This window comes from Raoultibacter phocaeensis, from assembly GCF_901411515.1.
GTDB lineage: Bacteria > Actinomycetota > Coriobacteriia > Coriobacteriales > Eggerthellaceae > Raoultibacter > Raoultibacter phocaeensis.
Map to the genome: position 1 here is coordinate 1,657,294 of NZ_CABDUX010000001.1, position 24,460 is coordinate 1,681,753.

Annotated in this window: 21 protein-coding genes; 14 read left to right on the forward strand and 7 right to left on the reverse strand. The window is 58.6% G+C overall.

Annotated features, from left to right (window positions below):
* Positions 1 to 72: 72 nt before the first annotated feature.
* Complete coding sequence (locus tag FJE54_RS06595; RefSeq protein ID WP_139651902.1) at positions 73 to 948, reverse strand: stress response protein nst1; 876 nt, start codon at positions 946 to 948, stop codon at positions 73 to 75.
* Between the two features lie 321 nt (positions 949 to 1,269).
* Between FJE54_RS06595 and FJE54_RS06600 the strand changes: the two genes are divergently transcribed.
* From FJE54_RS06600 to FJE54_RS06620, 5 genes are all read left to right on the forward strand, one after another.
* On the forward strand, positions 1,270 to 1,518 hold the full coding sequence (locus FJE54_RS06600) for a hypothetical protein (RefSeq protein WP_139651903.1): 249 nt from the start codon (positions 1,270 to 1,272) through the stop codon (positions 1,516 to 1,518).
* A 30-nt stretch (positions 1,519 to 1,548) separates the two neighbouring features.
* Positions 1,549 to 2,025: a hypothetical protein gene (locus FJE54_RS06605; RefSeq protein WP_139651904.1), complete on the forward strand. Its 477-nt coding sequence runs from the start codon at positions 1,549 to 1,551 to the stop codon at positions 2,023 to 2,025.
* 248 nt (positions 2,026 to 2,273) lie between these two features.
* Complete coding sequence (locus FJE54_RS06610) at positions 2,274 to 3,107, forward strand: energy-coupling factor transporter transmembrane component T family protein (protein ID WP_255467256.1); 834 nt, start codon at positions 2,274 to 2,276, stop codon at positions 3,105 to 3,107.
* A 139-nt stretch (positions 3,108 to 3,246) separates the two neighbouring features.
* A complete protein-coding gene (locus FJE54_RS06615) occupies positions 3,247 to 3,624 on the forward strand; it encodes a toxin (protein ID WP_255467257.1) in 378 nt (125 codons plus the stop codon).
* Positions 3,621 to 4,634, forward strand: coding sequence for a type II TA system antitoxin MqsA family protein (locus tag FJE54_RS06620; RefSeq protein ID WP_139651906.1), 1,014 nt, complete (start codon positions 3,621 to 3,623; stop codon positions 4,632 to 4,634). Before FJE54_RS06615 ends, FJE54_RS06620 begins: the two co-directional genes overlap by 4 nt.
* Before the next feature lie 154 nt (positions 4,635 to 4,788).
* Here the strand turns inward: FJE54_RS06620 and FJE54_RS06625 are convergent, their stop codons facing one another.
* Complete coding sequence (locus tag FJE54_RS06625) at positions 4,789 to 6,537, reverse strand: FAD-dependent oxidoreductase (protein WP_139651907.1); 1,749 nt, start codon at positions 6,535 to 6,537, stop codon at positions 4,789 to 4,791.
* 500 nt (positions 6,538 to 7,037) lie between these two features.
* On the opposite strand from FJE54_RS06625, the gene FJE54_RS06630 reads away from it, so the two are divergent.
* The 7 genes from FJE54_RS06630 to FJE54_RS06660 all read left to right on the forward strand — a co-directional run bounded on the left by FJE54_RS06630 (position 7,038) and on the right by FJE54_RS06660 (position 14,109).
* Positions 7,038 to 8,285, forward strand: coding sequence for a response regulator transcription factor (locus FJE54_RS06630; RefSeq protein ID WP_180326605.1), 1,248 nt, complete (start codon positions 7,038 to 7,040; stop codon positions 8,283 to 8,285).
* A gap of 180 nt (positions 8,286 to 8,465) precedes the next feature.
* A complete protein-coding gene (gene eno, locus FJE54_RS06635) occupies positions 8,466 to 9,758 on the forward strand; it encodes a phosphopyruvate hydratase (protein ID WP_139651909.1) in 1,293 nt (430 codons plus the stop codon).
* A gap of 166 nt (positions 9,759 to 9,924) precedes the next feature.
* Positions 9,925 to 10,374, forward strand: a complete 450-nt coding sequence (locus FJE54_RS06640; RefSeq protein WP_139651910.1) for an AAA family ATPase — start codon at positions 9,925 to 9,927, stop codon at positions 10,372 to 10,374.
* On the forward strand, positions 10,371 to 11,330 hold the full coding sequence (locus tag FJE54_RS06645) for an ATP-binding protein (RefSeq protein ID WP_139651911.1): 960 nt from the start codon (positions 10,371 to 10,373) through the stop codon (positions 11,328 to 11,330). The genes FJE54_RS06640 and FJE54_RS06645 overlap by 4 nt, the downstream gene beginning before the upstream one ends.
* Positions 11,331 to 11,479: 149 nt before the next feature.
* Positions 11,480 to 12,016, forward strand: coding sequence for a GNAT family N-acetyltransferase (locus FJE54_RS06650; RefSeq protein WP_180326606.1), 537 nt, complete (start codon positions 11,480 to 11,482; stop codon positions 12,014 to 12,016).
* A gap of 261 nt (positions 12,017 to 12,277) precedes the next feature.
* Positions 12,278 to 13,534 carry a molybdopterin molybdotransferase MoeA gene (locus FJE54_RS06655; protein ID WP_139651913.1) on the forward strand — a complete coding sequence of 419 codons (1,257 nt, stop codon included), beginning with the start codon at positions 12,278 to 12,280 and terminating at the stop codon, positions 13,532 to 13,534.
* Between the two features lie 92 nt (positions 13,535 to 13,626).
* Positions 13,627 to 14,109, forward strand: coding sequence for a MogA/MoaB family molybdenum cofactor biosynthesis protein (locus FJE54_RS06660; RefSeq protein ID WP_139651914.1), 483 nt, complete (start codon positions 13,627 to 13,629; stop codon positions 14,107 to 14,109).
* A 178-nt stretch (positions 14,110 to 14,287) separates the two neighbouring features.
* Here the strand turns inward: FJE54_RS06660 and FJE54_RS06665 are convergent, their stop codons facing one another.
* The 4 genes from FJE54_RS06665 to FJE54_RS06680 all read right to left on the reverse strand — a co-directional run bounded on the left by FJE54_RS06665 (position 14,288) and on the right by FJE54_RS06680 (position 19,044).
* Positions 14,288 to 15,145: a dimethyl sulfoxide reductase anchor subunit family protein gene (locus FJE54_RS06665; protein WP_139651915.1), complete on the reverse strand. Its 858-nt coding sequence runs from the start codon at positions 15,143 to 15,145 to the stop codon at positions 14,288 to 14,290.
* Between the two features lie 14 nt (positions 15,146 to 15,159).
* Positions 15,160 to 15,783 carry a DMSO/selenate family reductase complex B subunit gene (locus FJE54_RS06670; RefSeq protein WP_139651916.1) on the reverse strand — a complete coding sequence of 208 codons (624 nt, stop codon included), beginning with the start codon at positions 15,781 to 15,783 and terminating at the stop codon, positions 15,160 to 15,162.
* 165 nt (positions 15,784 to 15,948) lie between these two features.
* Positions 15,949 to 16,587 carry a 4Fe-4S dicluster domain-containing protein gene (locus tag FJE54_RS06675; protein WP_139651917.1) on the reverse strand — a complete coding sequence of 213 codons (639 nt, stop codon included), beginning with the start codon at positions 16,585 to 16,587 and terminating at the stop codon, positions 15,949 to 15,951.
* Positions 16,588 to 16,599: 12 nt separating this feature from the next.
* On the reverse strand, positions 16,600 to 19,044 hold the full coding sequence (locus tag FJE54_RS06680; protein ID WP_139651918.1) for a DMSO/selenate family reductase complex A subunit: 2,445 nt from the start codon (positions 19,042 to 19,044) through the stop codon (positions 16,600 to 16,602).
* 186 nt (positions 19,045 to 19,230) lie between these two features.
* Here FJE54_RS06680 and FJE54_RS06685 point away from each other — a divergent pair, with 186 nt between their 5' ends.
* Positions 19,231 to 20,934 carry a LuxR family transcriptional regulator gene (locus FJE54_RS06685; RefSeq protein ID WP_255467258.1) on the forward strand — a complete coding sequence of 568 codons (1,704 nt, stop codon included), beginning with the start codon at positions 19,231 to 19,233 and terminating at the stop codon, positions 20,932 to 20,934.
* Between the two features lie 232 nt (positions 20,935 to 21,166).
* Here FJE54_RS06685 and FJE54_RS06690 read toward each other — a convergent pair whose 3' ends face one another.
* The gene (locus FJE54_RS06690) at positions 21,167 to 22,612 is read right to left on the reverse strand and encodes an IS3 family transposase (RefSeq protein ID WP_139651430.1); all 1,446 of its coding nucleotides are present in this window, start codon (positions 22,610 to 22,612) and stop codon (positions 21,167 to 21,169) included.
* 608 nt (positions 22,613 to 23,220) lie between these two features.
* Between FJE54_RS06690 and alr the strand changes: the two genes are divergently transcribed.
* Positions 23,221 to 24,435 carry an alanine racemase gene (gene alr / locus FJE54_RS06695; protein ID WP_255467290.1) on the forward strand — a complete coding sequence of 405 codons (1,215 nt, stop codon included), beginning with the start codon at positions 23,221 to 23,223 and terminating at the stop codon, positions 24,433 to 24,435.
* The last annotated feature ends 25 nt before the right edge of the window (positions 24,436 to 24,460 follow it).

A 24,460-nucleotide genomic window follows, 5' to 3' on the forward strand; every position in this document is an offset into this window, starting at 1 on the left:
GCCGTGCAAGCGCGAGTGTGCGCGCTCAAGAGTGCCCTTAGCCTGTGCGCTTCTTTGCCGCGTGTGCCTGAGTCAGCCGACGTATTCGTAGCTCGCGTGGTCGCAGACGGCGTCGAGCAGCACATCCTCGCCTTTGGTGAGCAAAAACCGCGCCGCGCTCGCAGGGCTTTCGTGGATCGTGCGGCGCATCTCTCCTGACGAAGGCGCGCGCAGGGCGTGCCCGCTCGGCCCTAGGTGCTCGATGCGCAGTCTGAGATCGCGCTGGGTGAGCTCGACCGTGCGCTCGTCTCGGTGCGAAACGCGAGCTCCGAGATACGTTGCAAGTCGGTGTTCGACGTTGTCAAGCGAGATAACGGCGAAGCATCCGGTAAACCTGATTCCGAGCGGTATTTCGGCGACGGCGAGAACTACCGATGCATTGCTGTCGAAATCGACGCTTTGGGCCCACGTGTACGTACGGGGGAAGCTATGCCCGCGGTCGCCTTCCATGTATCCGGCTCCGCCGTCGAACACGAGCGGTCGCCCGTTGAGCAGCACCGTTCCCTCGACGCGATGGCGCATGCTGTGAACGACGTGCTTCGTTTCCATCGGCAGGATTGCGAACGGCCCCATGATGTCGGAGCGAAGGGGCGTGCGATCGCGGTAGAGAAGCGTACCCGAGACCTCGAGCTTCGGCGTGTCGATGGAAAGGGTCATGCCGTCGGGAGCGAAGGTGCTCGCGCCGACGCGCATTGACCCATTCGCGAAGTCTCCGCCCGGAATGCGGTCGGCGGCGCACGTGGTCGACGCTGTTTTGCTATACGATTCGAGGGGATACTCTACATAGTGCGCTTCGTCTTGGGTGACGATCTGCACGAAGGCACCGTCTTCGGCTCTGCCGGGAATGACGGCGAGAAACTCGTCTCCCTGCTGCTGTTTCAGGTACCAACCTTCGTAGTACGGGCGCATGGGCGCTCCTTTGCTGCCATGGTTATCGATTTCGCGATGGTACCAGCGGATCACGTGCGGTCGTAAAGCTGTTGAACTGGTGTTTTCAACTCGAAACGAACGGGTTGGTGCAGCCCGCATCTGCGGTCGTTCATTGCGGGGCGATCCCTTCGACACGTGCTTCGTGCACCGCGTTTCCCTTCCGTTTTCTTTGCCATGCAATCGTTTCGGCTCCGTTGCCCCCCGTACTCCTACAGCATAGCAGTGCGGCATACAATGGATGAAACAAACGAAGCGTCGCGTGCGGCGCAAGTGATTTTGAATGATGAAAGGAGTCGGATCATGGCTAACCAAGGAGCGGTCGAGGCCGTCAAAATGCTTTCGATGGACGACGACGTGGAGCGCCAGCGCGCTGCTGAAGAGCTTGAGCGCATGGCTGAGAACATAAAGTTCGAGGCCGAGGCGTCGGTCGAGGAGGCCGACGAGCAAGGCGATGAGGCTGCTTCTGTGGAGGCTGCCGAAACCGCGATGAAAGCTGAAGAGATTCGCGAAGCGAACGAGCAGGAATTCACCGAAGAAGATGTTCTGTAAACCGATATCTTGTTACGAGGAGCGATTACCATGAATGATATGAATACGGTGACGAACGATGTCGAGGACAAGGCTCACGATATGAAAAACGCGGCGAAAGATGCCGCTCATGACGCGAAGAACGCCATGAAAGACGCCGCTCACGATGCGCGCAACAAAGCACAAGATGCTGCTCACGATATGCGAAACGGTGCCCAGGACGGCATGCACGATATGCGCAACGGAGCCGTCGACAAGGCTCACGATGTGCGCAACGACGCCCGGGATTTCGCAACCGACGTTCGCACCGACGAACCGGTGAAAGCCGACCAGGCAGAGCCGGCACCCGTGACGGCTGCCAAGACAGAGGCACCCGCAACGTCCGCTCGGACCGAAGACGACAAGAACGATGCGGTCGAAAACGTGAAGCATGCCGCCGAATCGGCAGCCGATACCGTCAAAGGCGCAGCGCACGATGCAGGCGAAGCAGTCCAGGACGCGTTCGAGAAGATCAAGGCGAAGTTCTAGCGGGAGTGCCGTTTGTTCGCAGTGCGGCGCGGACCGCTACGCACAAGGTGCGAGGGGTACGATATGCGCACGAGCGAGGTGCTTGCTTAGAAGATACGCTTGGTTTATGAAAGCAATGCAGAGCCGGAATCCATGGGGGTTTCGGCTTTGTTTATGATGCCGCCTTTGGGTAAGTCGCGTCACCCATCCCACTCGATTGGCGAGCGGACCGAACGCCCTTGTGTCATACTGCTTGCATGCAACTCAGCGTGAGCATCTACTATCCCGGCACAACGCCCGTCCATCGCCTCGATGCGCGGGTGAAGCTCGTGTTGCTGCTTGCGTATTCCATCACGTTGTTTTTCATCCGTACCTGGATAGGGCTTGGCGTTTGCATAGCCGTGTGCGGTGCGCTCATGCTGGTTTCGCGCATACCGTTGCGCCGTATAGCAACCTTGCTTATTCCCGTGTACGTGATCCTCGCGTTCACGCTTTTGTTCAACAGTTTCGCGCTCGACGTACATCATGTTGCTGCAGGCTACGGGATGGGGGATGTTTCGGCCGGCGTCCTCGCAGGCGCCGCACCGGTTCCCCTGGCGGGGTCGTTTGGGTTCGTGCCCGAGGGTTTTGCGCGCGGCAGCTTTTATGCGCTGCGCATCGTGTTTCTCGTGCTTGCGAGCTTTATCGTGTGCTTCACCACTACCTCGAACGATCTGACCGACGCGCTCAACGATTTTCTGAAACCGCTACGTGCATTCCGCGTCCCGACGCAGGATATCGCGATGATGGTTTCGATCGCGCTTCGGTTCATCCCCGTGACGGCTGAAGAATTCGCGCAGGTGCGCGCCGCCCAATGGGCTCGCGGTGCCGCGTTTTCGACGGGTCCGTTCATCGAGCGGCTTCGTGCGTGGCAGACGGTGCTCATCCCGTTGTTCGTGGGGCTGTTCCGTCGCGCCGACAACCTTGCTACCGCCATGGAAGCACGCTGCTACGGCATGGGAGAGGTACGCACCGAGCTGAACCCGCGAAGGCTTGCGGGCGCGTCTGTCGCTGCGCTCGCCGTCGGGCTAGCCGGGTGCGCGCTGCTTGCGTGGCTGTTCTGAGACGTCGCCCACCTGCCGCTACCGTGGAACTTGTGAGCGAAATCGCCGAGAATTTGCATCAATTGATGTTCAATATGGAAAAAAATGCTAGTATATTTCACTGCAACTTATCAATTGATGTACGGAAGCAGGGTTGAACATGGTGGCTGACCGTTGGAAGATTCAGGCGGTGCTTTCACTTTTGAGTGCTTTGCCTTTTGAGCGATTCGTTGTTGCTGGATTGAATAAACCGGAAGGCAAAACGTACCGTTTCATCGATAAACTGGGGTATCGCGTTTACGATGTGTATAGGGAGGTCGTGTCGCTTGGCATCGAAAACTACTCGATGGGACCTTTGCGTGACGAAAGGGGGCGCTCTCATGATCTATGGGTGTTCGGAAAATACATAGAACTTTATGAGGCTTACATCAAGTTCGCTGTGTTTATTTCTTTCGATACGATAGCTGCCGTATGTGTTTCGTTTCACGAAGCTGAGCACCCTCTGGCCTATCCTTACGGAAGAGGGGGAAAGTTATGACGGAGATTGTCCATACGGTATGCGACGAATGCTTCTGCGAGGTCGATGCTTGTGTGGAAACGTTTCATGAAGAACTGCCTATACGAGATGCTGCGATTATGGGCGATTACGAGTATCCCATTTGCCCGAGATGCGGCAACCGTATAGGTCATGCTGCAACGGTGGATCGCAACCTTGTGAAAGCGTATCGCTCGTATAGAGAGCTGAAGGATATACCCCAACCTGAAGAGCTTGTTGCACTACGAAAAGAGAAGGGACTTACCCAGAAAGTATTTGCGGCGGCGCTTGGAATAGGTGTTGCAAGCGTGCAGCGATACGAGCAGGGAGCTTTGCCGACATATGCCCATGCTCAGCTGCTGCGAAGCGCTCGCGATACAAGATTCCTTATCAATCGATTGAAACAGGTTCCTAAAGGGATAAACGAACGCGAGAGAGAAAAAGCCATCAGGTCGCTTGAGGCGAACAATCATGCATGCATCGACTATGCTGTGGTTCGGCTGCGCGTGCTCGATACGGTTCCGAGTGCGGGCGGCCCAGAATCGGGATTTCGCATGTTCGATGCAAATCGCTTGCGCGAAATAGTCCTATACCTTGCAACCCATGTCCGAGACCTGTATAGGACGAAGCTGAACAAAGTCTTGTTTTACCTCGATTTTGCATCCTTTAGAGACGAGGGGAAAGGGTTTACGGGCTTGCAGTACGCAAAGGCTGATTTCGGGCCGGTTCCCCATCAATACGAGCTCATTCTCGGTGCTCTTACAGATGGCGAATCGATAGCTTTGCGCGAGCAGGGGGAAGGGCAGGTGCTTGTTGCTCTCAGAGGTGCTGATCTTTCTGGATTTTCTCCGAATGAGGTAATGCGCCTCGATGCGGTGAGCGATTTTGCAAATGGGTTTGCATCGTCACGAGAGTTGTCGGAGCTATCCCATGCTGAAAAGGGATGGCGTGAGACCGAATCAGGTCAATGTATCGATTATCGCTATGCGGATACGCTGTGCTGGAAGAGATGATGGGCTTTAGATCGGAAGACCATGTTCGCCGCGGTCGAGTGGACTGCAATGGTCGCTAGCTGAACCCGCATTTGATTGCGGGTTCAGCTTTTTTCGTATCATGAGCTTTTGCGTTGGCTTATGGCTTCGGTCGTCTAGCTGATGGACTGTGCACTCATGCTGTTTCTTTTCCTGCCAAGTAACGACCCGTGAGGTATCCGAAGGTGAGGCACGTCGCACCGAGGTTATGGCCGGGGAAGTGGGTCGAATAGCAGTTGCAGTACATATCACCAACCGTAGAGCCGAGGCAATAGAGTCCCTCGATCGCCTCGTTTTCTTCGTTTAAAACCTGCATTTGATCGTTGCAGCGGATTCCGCCGGTAGTGGTGAGGAACCATGGTGTGCACTTGATTCCGTAGAAAGGTCCATTTTTGATGGGAAGCAGCAGCTCCGCCCTCTTTCCGAATTCTTCATCGACTCCTGTCTCGCAGTAGCCGTTGTATGATTCGATTGTTTTGAGCGTCTGCTCTTTTGGCAACTCGAGTTGATCGACGAGTTCTTCGATCGTATCGGCTTTGATCATTTTAACCTCGATGTCGCCCGAGCCGTTCATGTTGATCGTTCCAGGACCGTTGATAACGGTTTCCCAGTAGGCGCGAACGTCGTCAGGCGTGTCGAATACTTTGGGTCCGTCGACGTAGCGGTGATTTTGCCACTGCGGCTCGTTGGCGTAGTCGTCATCCCATATGGCAAACGAATGATGGCCTTTCTCGTGCATGAGCGCGAGACCGCCGTGCGAAATAACATTGTCTTCATTATCGTAGCGTTTGCCTTCGGCGTTGACCATGAGTCCTTGGAACGCACGTACCTGACGGGTGATCGAGCGCCATTGGAAGCAGAAAATCATCGGAGTAGGGGTCTCGTTCTTGTCTATCGCAGCACCTGCCCAGTATGCCATCTTGTGACCGGTACCGTTCCAGATGCCGCCGAATTCCGTTTGATGGGCGGCCCAGGGAATGAACTTCTCAAGCATCTCCTTATCTTGGCCGAAATCGCCTGTTGCGATAACGACTCCTTTAGACCCGTTGAAGCGTACGTATCCATTGCCTGTTTTTCCGACCACGGCGACTACGGCATCGCCTTCCTTGACGAGCTGCTGCGCATCGGTTTCGTAGCGAATGTCAACTCCTGCTTTCTCGCAGTACAACGCCATGTTGTCGCAGACATCTTGCTGGGGATTGTCGTCGGGTCCTTTACCGTTCGGTCCATCGAGGAACTCGTGAGTGCCCGAGAATTCGCCGTTGATGTTTTCGGGATCTTCATACCAGTGTTCCATGACGGGGGTGAGGTCGCTCCCCCCGACTTCGCTTGCAGTTGTCATACGATCAATAAGCCAGTCCATGGCTTCTCCGGATCGTTTGTAGTGTAGCATCCACTTAGTCCCGTCGACGCGGTAGGAATGGTAGCCCATCATGCGTTTATATCGCTGTGCGATCTCTTCGACCGAGCACTCGTATCCCTTTTCTTTTGTCAGCTTCGAGTTCATCGCGTAAATCGATCCGCCTCGGCCGATAACGCGCGATCCCCGTTCGACTAAAACGACGTTCAGCCCGTTTTCTGCTGCCGACAGCGCGCAGCAGAGTCCGGAGAAGCCGGCACCGACTACGACGACGTCGGCATCGACGGTTTCATTAATATCGGCTTCAGCGATGGGCTCGGGTGCTGTTTCGAAGCTGTATCTGCTGAAGGCTTTACCCGAATCTGCGGTGCGGGAATCTCCAGTAGTCTGGTTCGGCTCGGCGGCGCAGCCCGTGAGGACTCCTGCGCCGACGACGGCTGCGGAAGCCGCGGCACCTGTAGCGAGTGCTCCTTTTAAAAAGCTCCTGCGGTCCATCGTTGTGTGATCGTTGATCGAATCGTTCATGACCCCTCCTTGTGGCTTCTTTCTTTTGCGGTGGTTTCGGGTCGCCTTGAGGGCGGCTCTTGCCCGAGTCTAGGAGCTCGCTCATCCGCAGTCTTCGCCCATTGCAGCGAAATACCTCGTTTCGCTCTTTTCACCCCGTGGGGTGAGGAAAACGGCGGGCAAGAATCTTGCGGCGGTACGGACGGCTTGCTATTGTAGCGGGACGGTCATGCCTGCGAAGGCACCCATAGGCGGGAGGGAATATGGGAGAGCTTTTCAACCGTTCGGCCGATCGGCAGCGTTTGCGCGAAAGCTTCATGCGCGCGGTTCGCGGTCGTTTTATGATCGGGTTTTCATTTTGCTTTTACTGGATTTGGACTATTTTGTGTTGTACGGGGCCTGACGTTGATGTGGGCGTATTGGGCATTGTGGGCCTCCCGATTGTCCCTGCATGGTTTCTTCCGCTTATATGCATGGCTCTGGCGAGTGCAGTGATAGCCGTGCATTTCAAGATGACGCGGATGGTTATCGATAATCCCGTATGGCTGGTTGTTTTGACGGCTGTTATGGTGATGGCTGCGTTGCTTCATATCGCATGGGTCATCGAGGCAGACGGAACGAATTTTGTAAGCTGTACGTTGTACCTCCTTTCGAGTTTTTTGGTGGGGGTGAGCACGGCGCTGTTCCGAGTCGAGATAGACCGTGTTTTCGGCTGGGTCGGAACGCAGCAGACGCTTTATCAGGGAATCATCGGTACCTTACTCGGTGCAACGCTTCTGTTGCTCCTGTCGTTTGCTTCGGAATGGTTCGTGTACGCTATGCAGCTTGTTGCGGCACCCTGTGCAGTATTGTTCCTCTGGCGAGTGATCGGGGGGCTTCCGAAGCGGCGGCTGTACCATGCTGGCTGCGATGTAAAGCTGCATTTCCCGCTGAAATTCGTAGCGACATCGTTTGTGCAAGGAGCCGCCCTCGGAGCCATGTATTTTGCCTCGTTTGCGGCAGGATCCGATGCTATTAGCGCGCTTGGATCGTTTATTGGGAGGGTGATCGCGGTACTCGTTCTGTTTGTCAGTATTGTTTTTGTGCGGCTTGACTTTAACAGGCTGATATACAAAGGCGCTTTCCCCCTGGTTGCGTATGGGTTCTTTGCCATTGCATCGTTTCCCTTGATGCCGATGTTCGGGGGCATCGTTTTGATCGTAGGGTTCTGTTTGCTCGATTTAGTATTGTGGAGTCTGGGAGCTTGTCTTATGAAGAACATGGGCCTGCCGGCACCATGGATCGCCAGCTGCCCTGGCGCGGCTCTTTTCTTCGGGGTTTTGTTGGGAAGCGTGTGCATGCATGCGCTGGGGTCGCTGCGTGTCGACCTTCCGATTGCATTCGATGCGTCGGGCTATTTCGTGGCCTGCGCACTTTTGGCTACCGCTCTCTTTTTGTCGAGCAGCTCGAACATGAAATACGGATGGGGAACGATTCGGCCCGGCGATGGGGGATTATCCGAGCACGGGTTCGAATCGACCGTCCGGTTTCTTGCGGCCGAGCATGAGCTTACCAACCGAGAGACCGAAGTGTGTCAGCTGCTCGCCCTCGGCAAAACCCGTCGTTTCATCTGCGACGATCTGACGGTTTCTCGGGATACGGTGAAAACCCATGTGCGATCGATCTACCGGAAGCTCTCGGTCCATTCGCAACAAGAGCTTATCGACCTTGTAGGCCGAGAGCGGGAGAAGCTAATCCCCGACCAACCCGAAGATGACTCCTTCGTATAGAAAAGCCATTCGGGTGCATGAGACGTCGCCCACCTGCCGCTACCGTGGAACTTGTGAGCGAAATCGCCGCTCATGAGCTCGTTTCCGCACGAATTTAGTATCATGGCATCGTTTGATCGCCGCGGTCGTGCATGCAGTCGTGCGCTACCGCGTAACCATCCATCATGAAAGGCAGTGCATATGAGCATCATCATCGATGTATTCGGCCGCGAAGTGCTCGATTCGCGCGGCAATCCGACGGTCGAGGTCGAAGTCGTCCTCGAGGACGGTTCGTTCGGGCGTGCGGCGGTTCCCTCTGGAGCATCCACGGGCGCATTCGAAGCTGTCGAGCTGCGCGACGGCGATTCCGAGCGCTATCTCGGCAAGGGTACGCTCAATGCCGTTGCCCACGTCAACGAAGAAATTGCCGATGCGCTCATCGGCATGGAGGCCGATGACCAGCGCCTCGTCGATGCGACGATGCTTGAGATCGACGGCACCGACAACAAAGGCAACCTCGGCGCCAACGCCATCCTCGGCGCTTCGCTCGCCGTTGCGAAAGCTGCTGCCGAAGCGGCGGAACTGCCTCTGTACAAATACGTCGGCGGCGTGAATGCGAGCCTGCTTCCCACGCCGATGATGAACATCTTGAACGGCGGCGTGCATGCCGACAACAACGTGGATTTCCAGGAGTTCATGATCATGCCGGTGGGTGCCGATTCGTTCGCCGAAGCGCTGCGCTGGTGCGCTGAGATCTACCATACGCTCAAGAAGGTGCTGCACGACGCGGGCCTCGGCGGCGGCGTGGGCGATGAAGGCGGTTTCGCTCCCAACTTCACGACGAACGAAGAGCCGCTCGAGTACATCGTGCGCGCATGCGAGGCCGCAGGATATAAGCCCGGTACCGATATCATGTTCGCGATGGATCCGGCTTCGACCGAGTTCTACAACGCCGAAACCGGCAAGTACGAGCTCAAAGGCGAGGGCCGCGAGCTGACGAGCGCCGAGATGGTGGACTACTGGGAAGCGCTTGTGAGCAAGTATCCGATCATTTCGCTCGAAGACGGCATGGCCGAAGAGGATTGGGACGGCTGGAAGGAACTCACCGACCGCATCGGCGACAAGGTGCAGCTCGTGGGCGACGATCTGTTCGTCACAAACTCCAAGCGTCTGGCGAAGGGCATCGAGATGGGCTGCGCGAATGCCATTCTCATCAAGGTGAACCAGATCGGCAGCCTCACCGAGACGCTCGAGGCCATCCAGATGGCCAAGCAGGCGGGCTACGCGTGCGTGATGAGCCACCGCTCGGGCGAGACCGAGGATACGACGATCGCCGATCTGTCGGTCGCCTGCAACACGGGCCAGATCAAAACCGGTGCCCCGTGCCGTTCGGACCGTGTGGCGAAGTACAACCAGCTCATCCGCATCGAAGAGGAGCTCGATGCCGCTGGCACGTATGCCGGTATGGGAGCGTTCTACAATATCGAGCGGTAGTCGTCTTTATTTCGTATGCGAACTGCGGCCCTGCTTTCAGCGGGGCCGTTTTTTGTGCGCGGCTCTCCGGCTGCAAATGCGCTCCAATGGATGCCAAATTGTAATTTGCTAAATCGTAACTTAATAAACTATACTTTTGTCAAACAGCTTTAAGAAAGTAGGACGTATGCCTTTTGTCGGAAGAGAACGCGAGCTTCGGACGCTTGAGCAGCTGTATGAGGCTGGCACGTTCCAGATGCCCGTCATCTACGGGCGCAGGCGAGTAGGGAAGACGAGTCTCATCAACAAGTTTATCGAAGACAAGCCCGCCGTCGTGTTCACTGCGCGGGAATCGAGTGCTAGAGAAAACCTTGTTGCGTTGAGCCAAGCCATCACCGGGCTGTCGCAGGACGATAGCTTGGCGGCACTCGATGCTCCGGCTCCGGTGTTCGAGTCGTTCGATGCCGCATTCGAGCAGGTATTCCGCGTCGCGCGCACGCGCCGCGTCGTCTTCGTAATCGATGAGTACCCCTACTTGGGCAGAGTTATCGTCCGGTTTCGTCGTTGCTCCAAGCGAAAATCGATGGCGAAAAGGGCGAAAGCGGACTCTGCCTCGTTCTCTGCGGATCGTCCATGAGCTTCATGGAGCATCAGGTGCTGGGCTATCAGAGCCCCCTCTACGGCAGGAGGACGGCCCAGATCAAGGTCGAGCCGTTCGACTTTTTCGATTCAGTGAAGCTGCTCAAGGGCTTTTCCGCGGAGTATGCGGTGGCGTGGTACGGCATGGTGGGCGGCGTTCCGCTGTACTTGGAGCAGTGCGATGTGTCGGCGACGCTTCGGGAAAACATGGCTGAAAACCTGCTGCGGGTCGATTCGTTTCTGTATGGGGAACCTGATTCGTACTTGCAACAGGAGCTACGCGATCCGGCGATGTACAATGCCATAACCCGTGCAGTGGCAACCGGCATAGGCAGACCTTCCGAAATCGCCGATGCAGCGGGCATTGAGGCGGCGGCGGTTGCGGGCTACTTGAAAGGTCTGATGGAGTTGGGCATAGTTCGCAAAGATCAGCCCGTCGTAGATGCGAATCGCAAAAAGGTGCGCTACCGCATAGCCGACAACCTCTTCCGCTTCTGGTACCGCTTCGTGCCGCAGTATGCAACGCCTTTGCAAGCGGGGCGGCACGTGGAGATCGCGCGCCTCATAGGGGAGCGTCACCTGTCCACGTATCTGGGCCCGACGTTCGAGGATGTGTGCCGGCAGTGGCTCCTTCGAGAGATGGGGGGCTCCCGCGTGCCGCTCATCTTGGACATCGGCCGCTGGTGGGGCACCGACTCTGTTCGTCGCGAGCAGGCCGAAATCGATATCGTCGCTCTCGGCGACGAGGGGGAGGTTCTGTTCGCCGAGTGCAAATGGCGCGAAAAGCCGACGGATGCGGATGTGCTCGAAACGTTGGAGCATCGCAGCCAGCTGATCCCTGCGGACAAGCGCCTGCTGTTCGTGTTCTCGAAATCAGGTTTCACCGAAGCGTGCCGCGCCCGAGCAGACGCGATCGGTGCGACGTTGGTGAGTTTGGACGAGATGAGGCTGTAGGCAGCGCTGTGAGGTGCGAATCTTGCTGCTGAAGGTCGCAGGCGCCACGTCTTCTTGGAGTTTCCCAGCGGCTCCGTTGCCTTGTGCGCGGCTCTCCGGCTGCAAATGCGCTACTATGGATGCCAACGGAAACTATAAGGGGGACGATCATGCTAACAGCACGGAGCATTATAGAGGGGACCGACGACGAACTCGAGATGATGCGGTTGATGGAGACCGCGTTTCCGCCGAACGAACAGGCGACGCTCGAATTTCTCACCACCCAGGCGAAACGCGATGAGGTGACGTTGCTCGCCTACCGCGACGAAGGGCGCTTCTGCGGGTTTGCTTTCATGATAGAAGGCACCGACCTGGTGTATGTGCTCTACCTCGCTGTCGATGAGACTCTGCGCTCTAAAGGGTACGGTGCTCGCATGCTTGCCGATATCGAGCTGCATTTTCCGGGCAAGACCATCACGCTCGACATCGAGCCTGTCGAAGAGGCGGCGCCGAACGTTGTCCAAAGGAAGAAGCGCCGCGAGTTCTATCTGCGCAACGGGTTCATCCCTACTGGTTGGATCAATTGCTGCGGGGACGACCGGTTCGAGGTGTTTGCCAAGGGGCCGGATTTCGAGCCGAATCGCTTCCTTTCGCTGATCAACGAGCTGCCGGAAGGCCCCGACAAGACGCTTGCCCGCGCCGACTGAGCGTCGCGGTGCCCTTTGCCAAGCGCTTGGTTTCGGTTTGGCCATGGGCATGGCCGAGACGCACGGCGGCTTGGTTGTCGACGCCGATAAGATTCCTGCGAATCCCTATCGGCTCGGCCTTCTGACTTCCTGCAAACACGGGCCTAATCTTATTCTTCTAGCGCTATAATGAGTGACGTGCATCGATTGACGTGGACGTTGTCAGGCTGCCGAACACAGACGGGGCCTCAGTCGCGTTTGGAAAGAGGGGAGAACTTATACATGTCGGAGATGATCTCGCTCGAAGAAGCCCGTTCGCTCGTGCTTTCGCACGTCCAACCGCTTCCTACCGAAACCGTTCCTCTGCTCGATGTCGTCGGACGCGTCAGCGCCTACGATCTTGCGAGCGATATCGACATATCGCCGTTTGCGCATTCCGCCATGGACGGGTATGCGCTCTTCGCCGCCGATATCGAGCAGGCGAACGAGGAAAACCCGGTAAACCTCAAAGTTATCGCTGAAGTTGCTGCGGGCGATTGGTACGACGGTCCGGTTGAGCACGGCGAATGCGTGCGCATCATGACGGGCGCGCCGATTCCTGAAGCGCTTGATGCCGTGATGAAGTACGAGATCGTCGAACCTGTCAAAGGCGATGGCAAACCGGGCAGCGTCGTGGCGTTTTCGGCTCCCGCCAAGGTGGGTTCGAACATTCGCGAGGCCGGCGAAGAGGCGAAGGCCGGGGAGGTCATCGTCGAGGCAGGCGAGGTCATCAGCTGCGCTGGCATCGGGTTTCTTGCGGGATGCGGTATCGTCGAGGTCGAAACCTACCAGCGACCGCATGTGGCCATCATCTCCATCGGCTCCGAGCTCGTCGATCCTACCGACGTGCCCACCGGCGGCAAGATCCGCAATTCGAACAGCTTCGCGCTCGCCGCAAGCGTTCAAGCGGCTGGTGGCGTGCCGAACATTCTGCCCATCGTCGAAGACAGCGAGGATGCCCTGGCCGATGCCGTGAAAGAGGCGATAGCCACCCATGATTTCGTCATTACGAGCGGCGGAGCGTCAAACGGCGACTTCGACTTCATCAAACCGGTTGTGGAGCGTTTAGGAGAGTTGCTCATGACGACGGTGAACATGCGACCAGGCAAGGCTCAGACGTTCGGCATCGTCGACGGCAAGCCGGTGTTCGGCCTGCCGGGCAACCCAGCGGCAGCCTATGTGGGCTTCGAAATGATCATCCGCCCCGCCTTGCGCAAAATGCAGGGCTACCGCTATTTCGAGCGCCCCCGCATCAAAGCGCATCTGTCGCGCGACGTGAAGAAGAACGATCCTCGGCGCATCTTCTTGCGCTCGACGCTCTACAAAAACGAGGACGGCGAGTATATCGTTGCTCCTGCGAAGAACCAAAGCTCAGGGCTCTTCGGCGTCATCCAGCGCAGCAACTGCATGGCCATCATGCCGGAAGGCCTCGAATCCCGCACAGCGGGTTCGGTGGTCGAATGCGTGCTGCTCGACGTAGCCGAGGAACTGAGCCTGTAGATGCCCTCCTAGTTGCGGCAGCCGACGGCTGGCTGCTACCCCGTCGGCCGCCGCAGCGTATGTGCCATCGAAACGATTGAGAGGTTTTCACCATGTCTGACAAGCCGGTTCGGTTCGCCATCGTCACCTGTTCCGATACTCGCAGCATCGCCGAGGATACGGCAGGCGCCGCCCTTGCGTGCCGTATAGCCGAAGCGGGGTGGGAGTGCGCAAGCCACGTGGTCGTCAAAGACGAGCGGGCCGACATCTCCGCCGCCATCGTCGAAGCGGCTGACGAGCTTGGGGTAGACGTGGTGCTCACCTGCGGCGGCAGCGGTCTTTCGCTGCGCGATGTGACGCCTGAGGCAACCCGCGACGTGTGTGATCGCGACGTACCCGGCATCGCCGAAGCCATGCGCGCTCACAGCCTTGCCATCACCCCCCACGCCATGCTTTCGCGTGCGCTGTGCATGCAGCGGGGCCGCGTGCTCGTGATCAACCTGCCCGGCAGCAAGAAGGCGGCGATTGAAAACTGGGAAGGCGTGTACCCGGCACTCGGTCATGCCGTATCCATGATGGCGGGCGAGGGCCACTGAGGTTTTCCTGCGGTACGGCGATCACTCGCTTGCCGCACACTGTTTCAAGGCACGGATTGAAGGTTCGTGTTCGCTTGATAATGGCCGCACGCCATAGGATGGCGATCCGAAAGGCGGTAGCTCGCTCACCTGCTCGCGCGGATCGCAAACGATGCGCGTCCGAAACGCGCGCTCGATCTTAAAACCCGACCGTCATGTGGAGGAAGTAGAAGTCTACGCGTGTTACGAATACGGCGGCGAATACGAGCAGGCAGGCGAAAAGGCGAAGGATGCAGACGTTGCGGTGTCGGGTGTCTACTTTGAGCGATGCTGCGGCACAGAAGATACCCACGAGCCCAAGGATGATATGGGCCCAGATCATCGCAAGGTAGTCAGGCGCGAGCTCGGAGGCCGAAATCTCGTTGTTCGCAATGCCGGCAAGCGTCGTCTCGTGCATGAACAACGCGATCGATCCCACTGCAAGCGCTATGATAGCTACGATAACCAGCGTTGTATTGAATGCGCGGGAGTCGAAGTTCGCGCACGCGAGGGAAAACAGTGCGAGCACGGGGCCCGCAAACAGTGCTGAGAACACGAGGTTTATGGGTGTGTATACGGTATTCCAGGTGGGAACCGTGTTGACCGAATAAGCGAGCGAAGTCAGCACAATGAAGAGAATGCCTGATGCACATGCGGCGGCAATCCAGATGCGTGCAAGAGCCTTCGGGAAATGCTCTTTGAACGCCATCATCCAATACGACCCCGCGATAAGTAGAAACGCCACGGCGGAAAGAACTTCGTTCGACAGGGGCGATCTGCCGATGCCCGAAAACACATGGAGCGCATTTGCGGGTGTGCCCAAATGAGTTGCCGAAGCGATGAAACCGATGAGTACAACCGCGATGGGTACGGCCAAATACCGGTTCACCTTGGTTTCGTCGGACGCTTCGATTCCCGGTTTGAACAACGTGAGCGCCATGCACATAAACGCGATCACACCGCCCGGTGCAAGGGTCGTGAACATCGCAAGTGATAATTCGTCAAATCCGCTCGTCATACGTTTTCCGTATCCTATTCGATCTCGGAATAGTTGGCTATGTGCCCGCCTCCGTGTTCTGCTGCGTATGCCGCCGCATCGGAAACATCGATGAAAAGGTTCGGGCGTGTGTATTCGGGTGCAGCCAAAGGAAGAATGCTCGAAGAGCAGTTGGGATGCGCGCCTCGAAGCTCGCTTGTTTCCGCAAAGTCGAGCGCACGGAGCGGGCAGGCTTCGACACAGATGGGCTTTTTCCCCTCGGTGAGGCGATCCCGGCAGCCGTCGCATTTGCTACTCTTCTTCGATACCTGATCGATGACCGGTGCGTGGTACGGACACGCCATCGTGCAGTATCCGCAGCCGATGCATTTGGTCTCGTCGGGCCATACGAGGCCGAGTTCGTCTTTGTGCATGGCCCCGGTAGGGCATACGTGCGTGCAGGCGGGATCGGAGCAATGGTTGCACGCGAGCGAGATATGGTAAGCGAAGCAGTTTTGGGTAACCGAGCCGTCGGATGCGGTTTCCCAGGTTCCGCCCTCGTAGTCGATGACGCGCCGGTAGGTGCGGCTCGCATCGAGACCTTTGTAATCTTTGCAGGCCAGCTCGCATGTTTTGCAGCCAGTGCATCGCGTGTTGTCGAAGAAGAAGCCGTATTGCATCTTAGGTGCGCACTCCGATTCGAAGGGTTCCTTCCGTCGATTATACGTGCTTTCCCTGTCGACCCATCCGAGGGGCATGCATATTCGGGCAGACGGGCTTCGGCGGGTCTTCGTAAAGAACAGCGCCGACCGAAATCGATGCGGCGCTGTTCTGAGTCGGTGCTGTTACGCGGCGGGAATGCCGGTAACTTCCTTCTCGTTCGTGATAGCGCCCGTGCTGTCGCCCGGTTCTTTGGCGGCATCGCAGGCCTTGATCACGATATTGGGCTGCGTTTCATCGGGTGTGGGCATGGGTGCGATCGCGGCGGTGTCGCCGTACTTCGCACGCAGATCCTCGATCTCGCCGAATTCGAGCGCGCGCAACGGGCATGCTTCGACGCAGATGGGGTTCTGCCCGTTCGTCACGCGGTCATAGCAGAGGTCGCATTTGACGGCGTAGCCCTTCTCGGCATCGAGAATGGGTACGTTGTAGGGGCAGGCTTCCACGCATGCGCCTGCTGCAGTGCATTTGTCTTCGTGAATGCGCACGATTCCGGTTTTCTGATCCTTGTCGATCGCGCCCGAGGGGCACGCGCCCATGCACGCAGGCATGTCGCAGTGATTGCAGGCGAGCGAAACGTGGTACGCGTAGGCGTCAGTCGTGTACGAACCGTCGTCTGCGGCCGTCCACGTTCCGCCTTCGTAGTCGTACACGTTGCGAAACGCGACTGTTTGCGAGAGGTCCTTGTAATCTTTGCATGCCATCTCGCAGGTTTTGCATCCGGTGCAGCGCGAGCTGTCGAAGTAGAATCCGTACTGAGTCATCGTGATACCCCCTTACGCCTTCGCCACTTGGACGATGCACGAATGAGCAGGTGTTGCTTTTGCCAACGGAGTCGGATGCGACATGGTAAGCGTATTCGAGCAGCCGCCGTGATCGATTCGATCGCCGTACATATCTGCATCATGCCAGGCTCCTTGAGGAATCGATACTGTCCCGGGAACGATGCGCGAAGTGACTTTCGCTTCGATGCGAATTTCGCCACGGGGGCTTTTGACCGAACACAAATCGCCGTTTTCGATTCCGCGAGGCTCCGCATCGGCGGGGTTCATCCACATCTGGTTGCGTGCAGCTTGTTTAAGCACGTCAATGAAGCCGAACGAGGAATGGGCGCGCGCTTTATGATGGAATCCCGAGCAATACAGAGGATACTCCTCGGTGACGGTTCCGTACCCCTCGCGGCCAGGGTCGAAGATCGGAATCGGGCTGATGACGTCGCCTTCTTCGAGCTCCCAGGTATCGGCAATTTCGGCGAGCTCTTCGGAGTAGATTTCGATCTTCCCCGAAGGAGTTTCTAGTGCGTTTTTATCAGGATCGTCGCGGAAATCTTTGAGTCCGATAACCGGCTCGACCTCTTGTTTCCACACGCCTTGCTCCTGTATTTCCTCCCATGACGGCATGTCGCTGTTTTTCTCGGCGGTCGCCTTGTAAAGGAACTCAACCCAGTCTTCGGAGGAACGTCCTTCGGTGAACTGATCTTTGATCCCGAACTTATCGGCGATATCCGCCTGGACGTCGTATGCCTTTCGGCACTCGCCCGGCGCTTCTTGGGCGGGGCCGCCCACGCGTACGCCGCGGTACCACTCGGTATATCCGTTCGTTCCGATGGTGAACTGCTCTGCCGCCATGACGTCGGGGAGGAGGATGTCTGCGTACTTCGCCGAATCGGTAAGCACCGTTTCGGTCATGACGATAAACTCGCATTTGCTCTCATCGGCAAGGATATCGTGTCCGTGATTGATGTCGCCGTGCTGGTTCGTGAAAGAATTGCCCGCGAAACCCCACACGAATTTGAACCCGGTCGAAAGTTTGTCGGCACCGCGTATGCCGGCGTTGGTTGCCGTCATTTCCTCGCCGCGATCGATCACTTCAACCCACTCGTAATTGGGGATCTTGACGGTGACAGGATTATCGCCTGACGGAATGCCTCCTATCGTCGGCGATCCTGCAATTGAGCCGACCTCTGCTTCACGCTGTCCCGTGTTGGTGCCTGGAAGCCCTATCTGGCCGGTCAGTAAGGGGATCATGCAGATTGCGCGCGTTGCGCTCTCGCCGTTCGAGTGACGTTGCGGGCCCCATCCTTGCGTCACGAACAAAGCGTTCGCGCCAGCAATGTCGGCTGCGAGCGTGCGAATGCGGTCTGCTGGAATCTGCGTGATGGGAGCAGCCCATTCGGGGGTTTTTTCCACCATGTCGTAGCCGGTGCCCATGATGTAATCGTAGTACGATTTGTTTTGGCCCTGAGCCGATTCGGGCATGGTTTCCTCGTCATAGCCGACGCAGTAGGTATGCAGGAAGTCGAGGTCAACTTGATCGTTGGCGATAAGCTCATGAGCGATGGCGTTGACAAGGGCCGCATCGGTTCCCGTACGAATGGGAATCCATTCGTCAAGGGAGCCCGAGCATGTTTCGTTCATGCGCGGGTCGATGTGGATGATACGGGCACCGTTTTCCTTCACCTTCGTATAGTCAAAGACAATGTTGCCGCCACCCATCCGGGTTTCTGCCGGACTGTTGCCGAACATGATGACGAGATCCGAATTCAGGGCCTCGGTCATCGATGATGCGTGGATATTGTCGTAGGGGCTGAATTTCTTCCCGAACATGTACGGCATGACTCCCTGTATGCATCCGGTGGAGTAATCGCCGTAGCGTGTGACGCATCCGCCGAGCATGTTGAACAGCCGCTGGTGGGCCGATTGGACGATCGAGCCCGAAACGCCCGATCCCGGCGCGATGAAGAGCGCTTCGTTTCCGTAGGTGTCGATGACGCGCTTGAGCTCACTTGAAATGGTCTCGATTGCCTCGTCCCACGTGATCCGCTCGAATTTACCCTCGCCACGCTTGCCTGTGCGTTTCATGGGATACATGAGGCGATCGGGTGAGTTGAGCCAGCGCCGCCGCGAGCGCCCGCGCAGACAGGCACGCATCTGCGTGTTCTCGGGATCCCCCGTATTGTCGGTTTCAAGGTAGAGGATCTTGCCGTCGCGCACGTGGTAGCGCAGGGCGCAGTTGCTCCCGCAGTTCACGAAACACTGCCCCCATACGATCTGGTCCGCTTCTTCGGCGGGTGTTTCTCCGCTCCCGTCGGGCTTCTTTTCTTCGGCTGGCGCGCAGCCGTACAGCGCTGCCGACCCGGCTGCACCGGCCAACGCGAGACCGGCTAGCGAACCTTTGACGAAGGTTCGACGCGTCAGAGTCGTCTCGTCTTTGAAATCCATGGTCCCTCCTTCAGTCTGGATTACTCGTCGCGTTCAACCCTAGCGGAATACGTAACCGCATTAATCACATGGTGCATGTGATTTAAGCACGCTGCGATGAAACCACCTGCGGTTTTGCCCGATCATTCGGTATAGTGAGCAGAGCGCAAGGTAAAGCGCCTGCAAAGCTTGGGAGGAGGTTGTCGGGTGGTTTTTAAGCCGCATGTATCGAGTTGGGGCTACGCCTTTTTCCTTACGGTGAACGCAACTTCCACATGGGCGGGCATCTTCCCGTTTCTCCCCCTTGAGTTCCAGACGGTCCAGGTTACCCTGACCTTCTTTCTTGCGCAATCGCTTGCGTTCTGGGGAGCGTTCCTCGCAAGCGTGTTCGGATCGTATTTCTTCCCGCATGGGGCGCGGCGGATGCTCGTCTCGCTTTCGGCCCTAATGGTGTTTGCCGGCTCGGCGTGCCTCATCGGTGCGATGTATCTGGCCGAGCTCACGCTTGTGCTCGTGGCCGGGGGAGGAATCCTGCTCGGCGTCGGGTGTGCCGGTTTGTTCATGCTCTGGCAGCGCTACTTCGCCTCGCTGCCGTCAGAGAAAGGAAACCTTCGGCTTATCGTGGGCACCGCGCTTGCGCCCTTCGTGTACTTCGCGCTCTACCTCGTGCCCATTGCGCTTACGGCGTTTCTCATCCCGCTTGTGTTCGTGCCCTTGTGCGGGTTATGCGTAGCGCTCAGCGTGCGCGAAATGAAGATCGATCAGCCGATGTTCGAAGACGTTCCCCGGCAGCATCCGAAAGTGTATCGGCAGGTTATGAGTGACTTCTGGCGAAGCGCGCTGTGCGTGGGCGCGCTCGCGTTCGCGAGCGGCGTCATCCGGGGCATCGCGCTTTTGCACCAGGAGGTGAGCACGGTTGTCAACGTGGCTTCGATGCTCGGTTCCCTCATCTCGGCGGCAGTGCTTTTGGTGCTGTGGTACCGCTCAAGTTTTCGGTTCGGGCTCACTGCGGTGTTTCGCGTGGTGTATCCGCTCATCATCACGGGTTTTCTGCTCTTGCCGTTTCTTGGCGCGTTCTATCTCAACCTGTTCGCTGCGCTTACGTACATGGTGTTCTCGCTCGTACTCATGCTCATGATGATGCAGTGCGCGCAGATATCGCGCGACCGCGGCATCAATCCCGTGTTCATCTACGCGTTTTTCGGCAGCGTGGTGTACCTTATGCAGAGTCTCGGGTTTTTACTCGGATGGCTTTCCGATTCGGTGTCGTCGATGGGCTCGGAATGGTTGTTCATTGTTGCGATGCTGTCGAGTTACGTGCTCGGGCTCACGCTTTTGGCGGCGAGCGGCACCCTGTTCAAAAACCTTACCGGGAAGGCTGCGACGCAGGCCGACCCTATCGAGTTTTTGTCGCTTCGACGCGAACCGGTGCGAGGCGAGTCGGTACGGGGTGGGCAGGCCCAGGATGGGCAGAGCGCTTCGTCGGGAAGCTCGTCTCCTTGCACAGGGGAGAAGGGATTCGATCCGTCCCAAGACGATGCGTTGTCGGAAAAACGGCTCGCAGACGGCGCGAAGCGGCGTTCTGATGGCGCGAAGCGCCGAGCGGATAGTGCGAAGCGACGAGCCGACGGCACGAAACGCCGCAACCGGCCTTCGCCCTCCGACGACTTCGGAACGATCCGCGATCGCCTTTCGAAGCGGTGCTTCGATCTGAAAGACGCGTTCGGGCTCTCGTCGCGCGAAACGGAGGTCATGGAGCTGATCGCACGCGGCCATAGCGTTGCTGCCATTGCCGACAAGCTTGTTATCTCGGAAAACACCGTGCGCACCCACAGCAAGCACATCTACACGAAGCTCGATATCCACAGCAGGCAAGAGCTGCTTGAGCTCCTGGAGTCGCTGGGCGGGTAGGGAGCGATGCCCGAGCTTTTGTTGGCTTGAGCTCGGAAAAGCGCTCCCGGTGCCCCGATTGCAGAGCGCTGCGCGAGAAGCCGCGATCGCATGCCGCGCTCTAGCTCTATGGATAGTGCGAGTGCAGAGAACTGCGCGGACACTATTCGTTCCTGGGGTGAATCGTGTTCCGGAGTTTCCGAATCTTGGCACAAAATTGGAGGTTGGGGGTGCGGCAGGATTCTTGGACTGCTCAGGCCGCCAGCCCGAGCCTCCTGCGGCGGCCCTCGATGGTCTCGCAGGTGGCCTTCTTCCCGTTCTCCCTGAACGTCTTGAGGCGGCCGTCATTGTACCACGTGATGTAGCGCGCGACGGCCTCGAATATCTCGGCGACGGGCGCCCCCGCGCGCACGAGCGAATGGAACGCCTCGACCTTCGCCCGGCCGAAGAAGCCCTCGCACGCCGCGTTGTCGGGGCTGTGCCCCTTGCGCGACATCGAGCGCACGAGGCCGGCCCCCTCGCACAGCGCGATCCACCCCTTCCAGCGGTAGTGCCCGCCGCGGTCGGAGTGGATGACGGGACGCTGGCCCTCCCGAAGCGTCGCTATCGCGTCGGCGAGCGTGGAGTTCGCGAGCTCGGCGTTGGGGCTCTCCGAGGCGCGCCAGGCGACGACCTTGCCGTCGAAGCAGTCGACGACGGCGGACAGGTAGCACTTGCCGTCGCGCCCCCGCATCTCGGTGATGTCGGTGAGCCACAGCTCGTTGGGCGCGTCCGCCGAGAAGTCGTGCCTCCCGTGCTCGCCGAGCAGCAGGTTCCCGGGCGCGTCCGACACCTCGCCCGCGTACGAGCTCCATCTCTTCTCCGACCTGGAGCACCGGGCGACGAGCCCCTGGCGCGCCATCGACTCGCGCACCCTGCGCTCGGGCGCGCGGACGCCGCCGGCCTCCAGCGCCGCCTTGAGGCGGCGGTAGCCGTAGATCCCGCCGTTCTCCGCGAAGGCCGCGGCCACGGCCCCGTCGAAGCCCCCGTCCGTCATGCCGGACGGGCTATCGAGCCTCGCCCGGTGGTAGAGGTAGGTGCTCTTCGAGATTCCCAAGAACGTCGAGATCCGGGCCAGGGAGCACCCGCAGTCCCGCCTCAGCCTCTCGCCTAACCCGACGAGCCGCCTCTTCGACAGGCTCGCCGGGCTTGCGGCTTTTGGGTCGCGCATCAGCTCCTTGTAGACGCTCACCTCGAAGAGCGCCTCCTCGAGCTCGGCCCGGAGGGCCTCGATCCGCCTGTCGTCCGATCCCGCCGCCTGCCCCATGCCCGGCTTCGCCCCCTCGTCCTCGCGCGGCGCGCCCTCCGCGCCGGTCTCGGACATGATAGCGCTTTTGCGGGCCTTCCTGCTCCAGACCGATATTATGCTCGCTTCGGCGATGCCGAGGCGGCGGGCGATGTGCGCGGGCTTCTCCCCGAGGCCGTAGAGGCGGACGGCCTCCGCCTTGGTGGCCTCGGGGTAGCGGGAGTGGGGCGCGTGCTCGGCGCGCCCCTTCACCCTGGGCATCTCCGCCGGCAGGGAGCCCTCCTCGGCCTGCTCCAGCCACCGCCTCAGCGACTCCCTGGACGGGGTCCCCCATTTCCGCTCGGCGGCGCGGGGCGTGAGCCCCTCGGCCCACATCGTCTCGACGTAGCGGACCTTCTCCCTTTCCGTGTACATGCGGCTCCCTCCTCGCGGCCCCCGCGGGGGCCGCTCGATCGGTCGTGGACCGCCTGCCGGCGGTCCAGCTTCCTGCCGCACCTCCGGTTTGACAATTAGGGAATATAGTATATTTTTGATTTAAAATCACCAAAATTTGCGACCAGGCATTATGTAGACTGAAGAGAAGGTTTTTATTATGTAGTAATTTACACAATTGTCAAACCTCCAATTTTGTGCCAGAATCCAGCACCTCGAGAACAAAAACAAGCAAAATCTTTACACGGCTCCCTCATTTGCCCGCTCTGTCATCATTGGCCCTGCGCGAGCGCAAGGCGCGGACGCGCTCGAACGCGGGGCGCGCTCGAATCCCGGTACGTACAGCTCGACCCCGGCTTCGGTACGCTCGAACCCCGGCGTCTGCGCGGACGCTCACTCACTGGCGCCGATGCCGGTGTTGCGGCTGCGGGTCGTCAGCGTCCACGAAGTCTTAGTGCAATCGCAACGCTTCGGGTGCTGTGGTTTCTCGGTGCGCTATACTAAAGGCGAGTTAAGAGAAAGGCTTTTTCGTGAGCGATTTTCGTAACGGGTATCCGAGCGCACAATCCCAGAATAGATCCAAGAAGCCGATCGATTTCGCACGCGATGTGCGGTCGGCCTCCGGGTCGCTCGCATTCGACCCCGAAAAGCTCGCCACTATCCCTGTGCGCGACCGCCGTTGGTCGTGGACTGAAATAGACCTTGTAGCCATCAGGCACAACGTGGGCGTTGCCCGGCAGTGCATTGGGCGCGGCAAGCGGCTCATGGCGGTGGTCAAAGCCGATGCCTACGGGCACGGGGCGGTCAAGGTTGCCAAGACGGCGCTCAATTCGGGCGCGGAATACCTCGGCGTTGCGACGGTCGACGAAGCGATCGAGCTTCGCGAAGCGCTCATCAACGCGCCTATTCTCGTGCTCGCCGAGCCGCCGATCGCCTCGATTCCGCTGTTGCTTGCCTATAAGGTTATGCCAACCGTGTACACGCCGGAGTTCGCTATCCAGTACGGCGAAGCGGCCGACGCGTTTGGTGTGCGGGCACCGTACCACCTCAAAATCAACACCGGCATGAACCGCATCGGCATCCGCCATGACGAGGCGGTCGAGTTCATGACGCAGGTGAGCTTTCATCGCGCGCTCGATCTCGTGGGAACGTTCACGCACTTCGCAACGGCCGACTGTCCCGAGACGCTCGATTTCCAGATACAGACGAAGCGCTTCCTCGAATCGATCAACGCTCTGCGCGCCGCCGGCATCAATCCCGGCATCGTGCACGCCGCGAATTCGGCGGCGATCATCCGCTATCCCGATGTGCATTTCGACATGGCCCGGTTGGGCATCTCGCTGTACGGGTTTCACCCCTGTCAGGAAACGCGCCGCATGGTCGACCTGCATCCGGCCATGAGCGTGCATGCGCGCATCACCGAGGTGAATCTGGTGCCCATGAGCGAGGGCGTGAGCTACGGGATGCAGTACCGAAGCCCCGGCAGCGTGAAAATATGCACGGTACCGATCGGTTATGCCGATGGATTGCGGCGCGAGCTTTCAGGAAGGATCGACGTGATTCTGAACGGGCAGCGGTGCCGCCAAGTCGGCAACATCTGCATGGACCAGTGTATGTTCGAGGTGGATATGCGCACATACGGCAATCGTCCGCGGCTCGATCCGCAGATCGGCGACGAGGTGATTATCGTGGGCCGCCAGGGCGATTCGATTGTGACGGTAGACGATATGGCGAACATGCTCGGCACGGTACAGCACGAGATCGTCATCGGATTTTCGCACCGTATGCCGCGGGTGTACGTATGAGCGGAAACGCGAATGCCCGTCGCAT